Origin of the sequence: Cupriavidus sp. HPC(L) (genome assembly GCF_000307735.3) — a bacterium.
GTDB lineage: Bacteria > Pseudomonadota > Gammaproteobacteria > Burkholderiales > Burkholderiaceae > Cupriavidus.
On the sequence record NZ_AMPR02000235.1, the window covers coordinates 18,816 to 30,858 of the forward strand.

General features: G+C 67.7%; 11 protein-coding genes. 7 read left to right on the forward strand and 4 right to left on the reverse strand.

The genetic code is table 11. The annotated features are described in order from the left end of the window. Positions 1–162 precede the first annotated feature (162 nt). The 3 genes from B551_RS14405 (at position 163) to B551_RS14415 (ending at position 2,752) form a co-directional block, all read left to right on the forward strand. The gene (locus B551_RS14405; RefSeq protein ID WP_006576275.1) at positions 163–756 is read left to right on the forward strand and encodes a TetR/AcrR family transcriptional regulator; all 594 of its coding nucleotides are present in this window, start codon (positions 163–165) and stop codon (positions 754–756) included. Positions 757–885: 129 nt separating this feature from the next. After that, complete coding sequence (locus B551_RS14410) at positions 886–1,575, forward strand: type 1 glutamine amidotransferase domain-containing protein (RefSeq protein ID WP_006576274.1); 690 nt, start codon at positions 886–888, stop codon at positions 1,573–1,575. 79 nt (positions 1,576–1,654) lie between these two features. Beyond that, on the forward strand, positions 1,655–2,752 hold the full coding sequence (locus B551_RS14415) for an NADH:flavin oxidoreductase/NADH oxidase (RefSeq protein ID WP_006576273.1): 1,098 nt from the start codon (positions 1,655–1,657) through the stop codon (positions 2,750–2,752). Positions 2,753–2,792: 40 nt separating this feature from the next. Here B551_RS14415 and B551_RS14420 read toward each other — a convergent pair whose 3' ends face one another. After that, complete coding sequence (locus B551_RS14420; protein WP_052511374.1) at positions 2,793–3,644, reverse strand: DMT family transporter; 852 nt, start codon at positions 3,642–3,644, stop codon at positions 2,793–2,795. Between the two features lie 335 nt (positions 3,645–3,979). Here B551_RS14420 and B551_RS14425 point away from each other — a divergent pair, with 335 nt between their 5' ends. After that, a complete protein-coding gene (locus tag B551_RS14425) occupies positions 3,980–4,612 on the forward strand; it encodes a hypothetical protein (RefSeq protein ID WP_023264382.1) in 633 nt (210 codons plus the stop codon). A gap of 346 nt (positions 4,613–4,958) precedes the next feature. Here the strand turns inward: B551_RS14425 and B551_RS14430 are convergent, their stop codons facing one another. Then, positions 4,959–5,294, reverse strand: a complete 336-nt coding sequence (locus tag B551_RS14430) for a hypothetical protein (RefSeq protein ID WP_253281363.1) — start codon at positions 5,292–5,294, stop codon at positions 4,959–4,961. An 86-nt stretch (positions 5,295–5,380) separates the two neighbouring features. After that, positions 5,381–5,803, reverse strand: a complete 423-nt coding sequence (locus B551_RS14435; protein WP_043439785.1) for a VOC family protein — start codon at positions 5,801–5,803, stop codon at positions 5,381–5,383. Between the two features lie 513 nt (positions 5,804–6,316). Here B551_RS14435 and B551_RS14440 point away from each other — a divergent pair. Next, on the forward strand, positions 6,317–7,705 hold the full coding sequence (locus B551_RS14440; RefSeq protein ID WP_006576268.1) for an FAD-binding oxidoreductase: 1,389 nt from the start codon (positions 6,317–6,319) through the stop codon (positions 7,703–7,705). Between the two features lie 45 nt (positions 7,706–7,750). Here the strand turns inward: B551_RS14440 and B551_RS14445 are convergent, their stop codons facing one another. After that, positions 7,751–8,920 (reverse strand): MFS transporter, encoded by a 1,170-nt coding sequence (locus B551_RS14445; RefSeq protein WP_156526544.1) that lies wholly within the window; start codon positions 8,918–8,920, stop codon positions 7,751–7,753. Between the two features lie 310 nt (positions 8,921–9,230). Here B551_RS14445 and B551_RS14450 point away from each other — a divergent pair, with 310 nt between their 5' ends. Next, the gene (locus tag B551_RS14450; RefSeq protein WP_006576266.1) at positions 9,231–10,913 is read left to right on the forward strand and encodes an ATP-dependent DNA helicase RecQ; all 1,683 of its coding nucleotides are present in this window, start codon (positions 9,231–9,233) and stop codon (positions 10,911–10,913) included. 81 nt (positions 10,914–10,994) lie between these two features. Further along, positions 10,995–12,043 (forward strand): efflux RND transporter periplasmic adaptor subunit (locus B551_RS14455; protein ID WP_083492611.1); only part of this gene is annotated, 1,049 nt, incomplete at its 3' end.

Here is a 12,043-nt window from a genome sequence, read left to right on the forward strand (position 1 = left end):
TTCATTAGAGAAGGGAGGTCACGAATATACTGTGCATCCATACAGCTAGTGCGGCGCATCGGGACAAAAGCGAACAAGAATGCCGATTCGCAAAACTACCGTCCTTCACCCTCCGCCGTCCGCTACTAGACGACCGGTCTAATTCTGGTATCATTCGGCCCCATGCCACCCTCCACCACCGCTGACGTCCGCCAGCACATCCTCGACACGGCCAAGCCGATCATGCTCCGCAAGGGATTTTCGGCGGTGGGGCTGAACGAGATCTTGCAGGCCGCAGGGGTGCCGAAGGGCTCGTTCTATCACTATTTCGGCTCGAAGGAAGCGTTCGGCGAGGCCTTGCTCGAATCCTATTTCACCGACTATCTGGCGCACCTGGAGCAAATGCTGGTGCGCGGAGAGGGCGATCACGGCCAGCGGCTGTTGCGCTACTGGAACGTGTGGCAGAACGCGCAGAATGCGGACGACCCGGAGGGCAAGTGCCTGGCGGTGAAGCTTGGCGCAGAGGTGTGCGACCTGTCGCAGGCGATGCGCGGCGTGCTGGAACGCGGCACCGGGCAGATCGTGCAGCGGTTGGGCGCCTGTATCGAGGCGGCCTTGCGCGATGGCTCGCTGCGTGGGATCGACGATCCGAACGAACTGGCGGCCACGCTGTACCAGTTGTGGCTCGGCGCCACGCTGTTGGGGAAATTCCGGCAGGACGGCAAGCCGTTCGCGCTGGCAATGGCCGCGACGCGGCAATTGTTGAAGCTGTCGTAGCAGAGCACGGCTGGCGGAAAGACACCGCCAGTGGCGACGCGGAAGGCGCGTCGCTTTTTTTGGTTTCGTTACTAGACGACCGGTCTAATTCTCGGTCGCCGTTCGATTGAACCGACAAGGATTCGCATCATGAAACTGCTGATCGTACTGACCTCGCATGACCGTCTTGGTGACACCGGCCAGAAGACCGGCTTCTGGCTGGAGGAACTGGCGGCGCCGTACTACGTGTTCCGCGACCAAGGCGTCGATATCACGCTGGCCTCGCCGCTAGGCGGTCAGCCGCCGCTGGATCCGAAGAACAGCGACCCGGCCTCGCAGACCGACGCCACCCGGCGTTTCGAGGCCGATGCCGAGGCGCGCGCCGCGCTGGCATCGACGCGCAAGCTGGCCGACGTGTCGATCGACGATTTCGACGCCGTGTTCTACCCGGGCGGCCACGGCCCGCTGTGGGACCTTGCCGAAGACCGGCACTCGATCGCGCTGATCGAACGCGCCGTTGCCACCGGCAAGCCGGTCGCGGCGGTGTGCCACGCGCCGGGCGTCCTGCGCCATGTCAAGGGACCGGACGGCAAGCCGCTGGTCCAGGGCAAGACGGTGACGGGCTTTGCCAATACCGAGGAAGCGGCAGTCGGCCTGACCGACGTGGTGCCGTTCCTGGTCGAGGACATGTTGAAGGCCCATGGCGGCCGCTACGAAAAGGCCGCGGATTGGCAGCCGTATGCCGTCACCGACGGCCTGCTGATCACCGGTCAGAATCCGGCCTCCTCGGAGGCGGTCGCGCACGCGCTGCTCGGCGCCGTGGCGGCACGGGACCATTGAGCCCGCCGCGCGCTGCCGCCTTGCCACCTTGCCACTTGGCTTTACCCGCTGTTTCGATCTCACTGAAGGAAAACGATAGATGTCCGCGCTGTTCCAACCGTTCCAACTGAAAGATGTCACGCTGCGCAACCGGATCGCGGTGCCGCCGATGTGCCAGTACGTCGCCGAGGATGGCGTCATCAACGACTGGCACAAGGTGCACCTGGCCGGCATCGCGCGCGGCGGCGCCGGTCTGGTGATCGCCGAGGCCACTGCCGTCTCGCCGGAAGGCCGCATTACCCCGGGATGCGCCGGGCTGTGGAATGACAAGCAGGCCGAGGCCTTCGCCCCCGTGGTCGGTGCCATCAAGGCCGCCGGCGCGGTGCCCGGCATTCAGATCGGCCACGCGGGACGCAAGGCGAGCGCGAACCGGCCGTGGGAAGGCGATGACCACATTGCCGAAGACGATCCGCGCGGCTGGCAGACGATCGCGCCTTCGGCGATCCCCTTCGGTGCCGGCCTGCCCAAGGTGCCGCGCGCGATGACGCTCGACGATATCGCCCGCGTCCGCGCGGACTTCGTCGCGGCCGCCGAGCGGGCGCGCGACCTCGGCATCGAATGGCTGGAATTGCATTTCGCGCATGGCTATCTGGCGCAGAGCTTCTTCTCGCCCCACTCCAACCAGCGCGACGACGCCTACGGCGGCTCCGCGGAGAACCGTGGCCGCTTCCTGGTCGAGACGCTGGCGGCGGTGCGCAAGGTCTGGCCCGAGCGCCTGCCGCTGACCGCGCGTTTTGGCGTGATCGAATACGACGGCCGCGACGAGGAAACGCTGAGCGAAGCCATCGCGCTGACGCAGCGGCTCAAGCAGGAAGGGCTGGACATGCTCAGCGTCAGCGTCGGCTTTTCGACGCCGCAGGCGAACATTCCGTGGGGTCCGGCATTCCTCGCGCCGGTGGCCGAGCGGGTCCGTCGCGAGACCGGCCTGCCGGTGGCTTCGGCCTGGGGCATCGATACGCCGCAGCTCGCCGAACGCGTCGTCGCCCAGCAGCAGCTGGATCTGGTGATGGTCGGTCGCGCCCATCTGGCCGATCCGCATTGGCCGTACCACGCAGCCAAGGCGCTCGGCGTGGACCGCCCTTCGTGGACCCTGCCCGCGCTGTACGCGCACTGGCTCGAGCGCTACAAGGTCGCCTGAGCGTGACCAAGGCCCCGTCACGGCGGGGCGTCGCGCGTGCTCAAGCGGCGGTGCCTGTGCCGCGCGCGTCCGTCTTGGCCGGGCGGCGCGCACCGGCCGTCGCGGTACAGCCAATTGAAGCGACGATGATGCAGCCGATCGCCAGCCATTGCGTGGCGCTCAGCTGCTCGTGCAACATCACCAGGCCCGCCAACGCACCCATCGCCGGCTCCATGCTGAGCAGGATGCCGAAGGTCCGCCGCGGCAGCCGCTTGAGCGCGACCATCTCCAGCGAATAGGGAATCGCGCTGGACAGCACGCCGACGGCCAACCCCGCCAGCAGCAACGGCGGGCTGAACAGTGCCGTGCCCGCATGGGCGAGGCCAAACGGGAATACCACCAACGACGCCATCAGCAAGCCTAGCGAAGTCGCCTGGCCCCCATGCGCATTGCCGGCGCGCTGGCCGAAGATGATATAGAGCGCCCAACCGACCCCGGCGGCGAGCGCGTAGCCGATGCCGACGGGATCGAGATTGTCGGCGTGCTCCCGCAACGGCAGCAGCAACAGCAGTCCCGCCACCGCGAAGGCGATCCAGACGAAATCGAGCGCGCGCCGCGACGAGGCGATGGCCACGGCCAGCGGCCCCGTGAACTCGATCGCAATCGCCAGCCCGAGCGGCACGGTCCGCAACGACATGTAGAACATCAGATTGGTCGCACCCAGCGCCGCGCCGTACAGCGCAATGGCGCGCGCATCGGCCCCCTTCAGCGGCCACCGCCACGGCCGCCACGCCACCAGCAGGATCAGCGCGGAAAACCCGACCCGCAGCGCGGTGGTGCCCTGCGCGCCGACCGCATCGAACAGGCTTTTGGCAAACGACGTGCCGACGCACAGCGATGCCATCGATCCCATCAGGGCGAGCACGGCGAGCAGGGTGGAGCGGTCTTGGGAAGCAGCAGAGGACACGATTTTTTTGTTTTGTTGTTCCGACCGGCGAGCCGGCCGAGATCGCGCCGAGACAAGGCGGGCGCGGAAGACAGCGAGCCGCAAGTGTAGTGGAAGGCGGGTTCCATGTGGCTGGCCCCGGCAGCTTGCCATACCTATGCAGCGCCATGAGAAGTTTGCGAAAAATGAGAGGATCGCGTAGAGTGGACGCACCACTGGCGTGGCAAAGGCACCGATCCGTCCTGGGCGCTTTCTTCGTCCGGCCGCCCCGCCGACCAGCACGCCGTCCCATAGGAGCTGACATGACCCAACGAATCGCGCCGACGAACGCAGATCGGCCCGCAGATCTCCAGGCGCCTCAGCTAATTGAGAAGTTGGTACATGACATCGACGAGCGACTCGTTCAGGCTATCGACTCTGCCGACCGTGCACGTGTAATGGCGATCGTGCGCCAGTGCCTGACGGCGGCGCTCGGCAGCGGTATGTCGCCCGGGCCAGCGGCAAACAAGCTCTCGATCTCGAATCTGAAACCCGGCGAGGTGATCCGCAATGGCCTGGTGGCGATGTCTCAGGCGACTCTCTATCGCGCGGTCGAGGACGGTCGATTCTATTGTGTAACGCCGCGCGGCAAGGCGAACGGGCGGATGTTTCCCGCCTGGCAATTTTCCGCACCGGTGATCGAATTGCTGCCACCGATTCTCCGTGACATGAAAGGTCTGCCAAGCAGCGAGGTACATGCGTTCTGGGTGACGCCGGATGAATCGTTCGATGAGCTGACGCCTGCCGAATTGCTCGCCGGCAAGCCCTTCGAAACACGCCCCGACTTGACGGCCGTGCAGCAGCAGCATTTGTCACAACCTGCTCTGGAACGTCAGGCGAGCGTGGCAGCGCAACTGGCATCAAGGACATCAAGCGGTTCCCACCCCATTGGCTGATGCTGATCCCGACCACAACCGAGACTGCCCCGCCCGCCGCCATACTCGAAACTCGGCATCTACGACCAGATCAACGGACACCACGCATGGTGTCAATGGTTCGGTGTCCGGCTCAGGGAATTGCTTCAGCACTGGAAAGGCGGCTCGCCAATCGGATTTCGCTATCCGTCACGCAAGCACAAATGCCATCAGGCGTTGGCGATTCATTCTGACGCGCTGGCGCAGTGGAAACGGACTGTACGCGTCGAGGTGTCACGGTTCGCTGCCACGGCGGCCTGCAATGCGTTGTTGGCGGACCCCAACTATTCCGATCCGCTACCGGGCCATTTCACATTGGCCTGAACGGCTACTGCGCCTCCGCGCTCCCCGCCGGCCCCGGCTGCGTTTCCCCGTTCTGTTCGATCTGCCTGGCCTTGCGCATCCCGCGCAGATTGAGCGCGGCCAGCGCGAACTGCAGCACCACCAGCGCATAGGCGCTGGTGTGCAGGCCCCAGATGACCCACAGTGCGTTGCTCAGCAGGAAGACCCAGAAGCCAAGCTTCCGGCGCGTGGCGACTCGCGAACCGATCAGCCAGGTGGCCGCGACGGTGATGGCCATCGCGGGCCATTGCAGCATGTCGATCCAGTCCATCGCCTCCCCCGGTTGCGTGTCGGCCCATGCGGTCCAAACGTGGACCAGCATAGGCCGGGGCGGCGATCGCAGGACACCGGCGTCGGGCCGCATCGGCTGTCAGCCGATTCCGACACCGGCGCCTTTGGCGGCAGCGGTCAGCTGGCGAAGGTGACGTAGCCCTCGGGCGAGATCGGCCAGGCGGGGTTGTGGGCCACCTCCCACAGATGCCCGTCCGGATCGGCGAAATAGCCGGAATAACCGCCCCACGACAAGGCGCGCGCCGGCGACACCAGTGTCGCGCCGCTGGCGACGGCCTTGGCGATCAGCCGGTCGACTTCCTCGGGCGATTCGACGTTGTGGCCCAGCGCCGAGCCGCGTGCTCCCGGGCTCGATGGGCCGTGGATTTCCGCTTCGAACGAGCTTTGGGTCCACAAGCCGACGATCAATCCGTTGAACTGGAAGAACGCGATATCGCCGTTGTCGAATACCGGCGACCAGCCCAGTCCACCGCAATAGAACGCCTTGGCGCGGTCGAGATCGGCGACGGGCAGGGTAACGACGGAGATGCTTTGTTTCATGATGGCCTCGCTGAATGGGCGGACCGGCATGCCGATGCGGCAGCCGGACCAGCGTCGAACGAAAGGCTTCGCCGCAAGAAGCGGGCAGGGATCGAGGCGGCAGGCGAAGTAGACGCGCGCGACCCCGCCCGCTCGGATGCAGGCGAAGGTCGCGGGTCGGCGGGCGCCGACAGAACTCCGGGAACCGGAGCGGGCGGACTAACCGATACCGCCGCTGTCTTTTTCGACGGTGCGATTGTAGCGCTGGCGGGTGGCATCACAGGCAAAACCTGCTTGCCTTTGTCTGCAATGTCAGGGCTCCGGCGTGGCTTTACATTTGCCGACCTCGTGCCTTAAATGTTCCGCACCAGCGCCCTCCGCCGATCCCGCCTCCCACCCTCATCCCTCGCAGGTCGCAGACCGATCGATCCGGGCACACATACCACGTGATGGCCATCACCGTGCCACCGCGCGGCCTCCAGGCCGGACAGCCTGTCGAGGACGCTGCGTCAAGAGCAAGACGAGAGGTGCGCCATGACCAGTGTGACCAGGGAAACCATCGACCAGTGGAAGTCGGGGATGCGGGGAGCGGTATTGCAGGCCGACGATCCGGGTTATGAAGAAGCGAGAAAGGTGTGGAATGCCACGGTGGATTGCCGGCCGACCGCGATCGCGCGCTGCGCCGGCGCCGCCGACGTGATCAGCGCGATCGGGTTTGCGACAAGACATGGCATGCGCGCGGCGGTGCGGGGCGGCGGCCACAATATCGCCGGCACCGCCGTCTGCGACGAGGGGCTGGTGCTCGATTTATCGGGGATGCGATCGGTCGTGGTCGATCCGCAGGCACGGGTCGCATGGGTCGAGCCAGGTGCGACGCTGGCCGATTTCGATCATGAGGCGCAAGCCTTCGGGCTGGCGACGCCGCTGGGCATCAACTCGACGACCGGCGTCGCGGGACTGACGCTGGGCGGCGGTTTCGGCTGGATCAGCCGCAAGTACGGCACGACGGTGGACAACCTGCTCGGTGCGCACATGGTGACGGCCGACGGAAGACACCACCGTGTCGATGCCGACAACGCTCCCGATCTGTTCTGGGCCATCCGCGGCGGTGGGGGCAATTTCGGCGTGGTCACACAGTTCGAGTTCGAGCTGCATCCGGTCGGACCTGAAATCTACGGCGGCCTGGTGGTCTATCCGTTCGAGCAGGCGGCACAGGTGCTGCCGCGCTATCGGGAGTTCATGGATTCGGCGCCGGACGACGTGACGGTATGGTCGGTGTTCCGCCTCGCGCCGCCGCTGCCCTTCCTGCCGCCCGAGGTGCACGGCAAACCGGTGATGGTGCTGGCCTGCTGCCATATCGGCCCCTCGGCGCAAGGTGCCGACGCCATCGCACCGATCCGCGAATTCGGCCAGCCCTATGGCGAGCATCTTGGGCCCATGCCCTATGCCGCCTGGCAGAAGGCCTTCGATCCGCTGCTGACGCCGGGGGCGCGCAACTACTGGAAGTCGCACAATTTCGCGCGGCTCGACGACGGCATGCTGGCCGTGCTGGAAGACGGGCTGGCGACGTTGCCGTCGCCGGAATGCGAAATCTTCATCGGTGCGCTGGGCGGGCGGGTCGGCCGCGTGCCGGTCGACGCCACGGCCTACGCGCATCGCGACGCCAACTTCGTGATGAACATCCACGGCCGCTGGCAGCAGCCCGCCGACGACCAGCGCTGCATCCAGTGGACGCGCGGCCTGTTCGATGCGCTGACGCCATTCGCGCTGGGCAGCGTCTACGTGAACTTCCTGACGCAGGACGAGACCACGCGGGTCGACGCCGCCTATGGCGCCAACTACGCGCGGCTGGCGCAGATCAAGCGCGAATACGATCCGGACAATCTGTTCCGCGGCAATCAGAACATCCGTCCGGCGCAGTAACGCCGTCGCGCCATTCCGGCACGCAACGCCGCCCGGTGGCGCGGCCTAGGCCGTCGCCACCTGTGGCGGCCGCGGCCGCGTCGCCACGGCGAACGCGATCTGCGCGAGGCCCGCGGCCAGGCCCAGCGATACGCCGACCTGCCATGCCAGCGTGTAGGAGCCGAGCGCGTCGAACAGCAGGCCGCCGCCGAAAGCGCCGACGAAGCTGCCGATCTGGTGGCTGAAGAAGGCCACGCCGCCCAGCATCGCTTGCCAGCGCAGCCCGAAGGTCTCCGCGATCCAGCCCGCCACCAGCGGCGCCACGCCGAGCCACAGGAAGCCCATCACCGCGGCGAACAGCAGCGTGCTCTCCGGCGTCGGCGCCGACGAGAAATACCAGATCAGCGCCAGCGAGCGCAGCGTGTAGATGCCGCCGAGCAGCAGCAGCTTGTTGACGCGCCCGCCGGCCCAGCCGAAGAACAGGCTGCCGAGCACGTTGAAGCCGCCGATCACGCCGAGCGCCTGCGCGCTGAGCATCGCGTCCATGCCGCAGACATCGAGATAGGACGGCAGGTGCGTGGTCAGGAAGACCAGCTGCATGCCGCAGACGAAGTACGCCATCGCCATCACCAGGAAGGGAGCATGGCGCAGCGCCGTGCCCAGCGCCTGGCGGGCGTTCTGCTCGATGCCGCTCGGCGACACAGGCGCCGGCAGCCGGTCGACCCGGCCGGCGAACCACGCGGCTGGCAGCATCGCCAGCGCCAGCACGACGAAGGCGACCATGCCGACACGCCAGCCGTAGCCTTGCGCGACCACCTGTCCGATCGGCGCGGCGATCAGTGCCCCCAGCGAGCCCGCGGCCGACACGATGCCGAGCACCGTGCTGCGCAGCGTCGGCGAGATCGGCCGGGCGGCGACCGCCATCGCGATCGCGCTGCCGGTGCAGGCCATCGAGGCGCCAATGGCGACGCCGGCGCCAAGCGTGACGCCGAGCATGCCTTGCGCCCCGGCCAGCAAGGCGAGCCCGAGCACGTAGAGCGCGGCGCCGCTCATCATCAGCGGGCGGAATCCGATCCGCACCGCCCAGGCGCCGGCGATCGGCTGCAGCAGGCCCCAGGCGAGGTTCTGCACCGCGATCGCCGCGGTGAAGTCCGATACCGAGATGCCGATATCGCGCGTCAGCGGCGGCATGAAGATGCCCAGGCTTTGGCGCAGGCCCATCGCCAGGCTCAGCATCACGGAGGCGCCGATCAGGATCGGCAGGGCGGGGCGCAACTCGCTGAGCAGCGAGGGAGTCAGGCGGGAGGAAGGCACGGCGAGGCTGTCTCGAAGAGATTTGTCGTTATGGGTATGGGGGACTGCGGTGCCGCAAGGGCTTGCGGCGCGGCGGCGCGAGGCGGCGTGCGGGGCATGTCCAGGGACGACCGAGCGTAAGTCCGTCCGTTCGGGGGTGTCAATTTTTCTCAAAGACGGACCGCGGCGGCCGGATCGTGGAACCGGCGCGGGGGGGCGCGTGCGGCATGGAAATTGCAGCCGCCGCTCGGACATGACCACCACGCTGCCCGATTCCGTCCGCCGCCTGCTGCGCGAGCGCTTCGACATCCAGCGCCTGCGCCCCGGCCAGGCCGAAGTCATCGACAGCGTGCTCAAGGGGCACGACACGCTGGCGGTGATGCCGACTGGCAGCGGCAAGTCGCTGTGCTACCAGGTACCGGCGCTGTGCCTGGACGGCCTGACGGTCGTCGTCTCGCCGCTGATCTCGCTGATGCAGGACCAGGCCGAGAAACTGGAAGGGCTCGAGCTGGACCCGGCGGTCGTCAACAGCGCCGTCGGCGATGCCGCCGCGGATGCGGCGCTGGACAGCGTGGCTCGCCGCGACGAGCGGATCGTGCTGACCACGCCGGAACAGCTGCAGGACCCCGAGGTCATCGCGTCGATCCAGCGCAATCGCATCGCCTTGCTGGTCGTCGACGAAGCGCACTGCATCTCGCAATGGGGACATGACTTCCGTCCGGCGTATCTCGGCATCCCTGACGCGGTCCGTGCGCTCGGACGGCCGCCGGTGCTTGCGCTGACGGCGACCGCCACCGACGCGCTGATCCACGATATCGCCGCGCAGTTGGACCTGCAGTCGCTGTGCGTGGTCAAGGCCGGCCTGTACCGGCCCAATCTGATCTATGCGGTCCAGCATGTCGCCGGCGACGACGAGCGGCTGGCGCAGGTGCGCAGCCTCGTCGCGCGCGAGAAAGGCGCCGGCATCGTCTATACGGCCACGGTTCGCGAAGCCGAGCGGCTGCATGCGGGCCTGAAGGAGGCCGGGCAGCAGGTCGCGCTCTATCACGGCCGCTGCACGGCCGGGCAGCGCCGCGACAGCCAGGCCGCCTTCATGACCGGTGAATGCCGCGTGATGGTCGCCACCAATGCGTTCGGCATGGGCATCGACAAGCCCGACGTCCGCTTTATCGTCCACGCCCAGCTGCCGGGCAGCCTCGACGCCTACTATCAGGAGACCGGCCGTGCCGGCCGCGACGGCGAGCCGGCGCGCTGCACGCTGCTGCATGACGAACGCGACAAGCGGGTGCAGCAGTTCTTCCTGTCGAATCGCTATCCCAGCGCCGATACGCTCGAGCAGATCGTCGCAGAGATGCGGGACATCGATGCCGCCGAACCGCTGCCGCTCGACGTCCTGCATCAACGGCTGCCGAACGTGGCGAGGCGCAAGCTGCAGGTCGCGCTGACGATGCTGTGCGAGGCGGAAATCGCGCGCCGCCACAAGGACGGCCGCTACAGCCGGCAGCCCGGCAAGAACGATGCGCAGGCGGTGCAAACCATCGCGGCCCAGTACGCCGAACGCAGCGGCAAGGACCGCGCCACGCTCGAGGCGATGCTGCACTACGCGCGCAGCGGGCGCTGCCGCTGGGCGATGCTGCTGGAGTACTACGGCGAACATGGCGGCCCGGAACGCTGCGGCACCTGCGACAGCTGCGTGCGGGCGGCCGAGGCGGCGCGCCATCCGGTCGAGCCCCTGCCCGAATCGAAAGCCGGCGCGAGCGCGCCGCGCTTCGCCGAAGGCGACAAGGTGCGCGCCCGCCGCCATGGCGTCGGCACCGTGGTGGCGACCACGCGCGAACGCGTCGATGTGCGCTTTCCTGATGGCGCGATCCGCCGCTTCGTGCCGCGCTATCTGAAGCGCGAGGCTATGCCTGCGGGCCGTACCACGGATAGCTGACGAAACCGTCAGCCTGGCGCCAGCGCCGTGACCGGCATGGACGGATAGCATCGGTGCCGCCCGATGTTCTCCGATGCCGCCATGCCTGCCGACCCTGTCTTCAACACCTCCCGTTCCCTGTCGTTCGCGGCAACGCCCGCGATCGCGCTGGTCCTGCTGACGGCATTGACGCTTGCCGCCTGCGGCAGGCAGGATGCCCCCGCCGCTGCCCGCACTCCCGAGGTCGCCTATGTCACGCTGCAGCCCCAGCCGGTGGCGCTCAGCACCGAACTGCCCGGCCGTACCGTGGCCTACCGCATCGCCGAGGTTCGGCCGCAGGTCGACGGCATCATCCTGAAGCGGCTGTTCAAGGAAGGCAGCGAGGTCCGGCAGGGCCAGCAGCTGTACCAGATCGATCCGTCCACCTACCAGGCCGCGCACGCCAGCGCCGCCGCGACGCTGGAGTCGGCCCGGCAGACCGCACAGCGCTACGAGCGGCTGGCACGCGAGCGGGCGGTCAGCCAGCAGGAATACGAGCAGGCGCGAGCGGCCTGGCTGACCGCGCAGGCGGCGGTGGACCGCGCCGCGATCGACCTGCGCTACACCCGGGTGCTGGCGCCGATCTCCGGGCGCATCGGCCGCTCCTTCGCCAGCGAGGGCGCGCTCGCCACCAACGGCCAGGCCAACGCGCTGGCCACCGTGCAGCAGCTCGATCCGATCTATGTCGATGTCACGCAGCCCTCGTCCGCGCTGCTGGGCCTGCGCCGCAATCTCGCGGCCGGTCGTCTGGAAGCGGCGGGGGGGAACGCGGCCCGCGTGCGGCTGATCCTCGAAGACGGCAGCGAGTACACCGAGCCGGGCCGGCTCGAGTTCACCGAGGTGGCGGTGGACACCGGCACCGGCTCGGTGACCTTGCGCGCGGTGTTTCCGAATCCGCGGCACGAGCTGCTGCCCGGCATGTTCGTGCGCGCGCGGATGCAGCAGGGCGTGCGGCCGGCCGCGATGCTGGCGCCGCAACGCGGCGTGACGCGCGACGCGAAGGGGCAGGCCACGGCGCTGCTGGTCAATGCGAACGACGAGGTCGAACTGCGCCGGATCGACGCCGAACGCGTGATCGGCGACAACTGGCTGGTCAGCGCGGGCCTGCAACC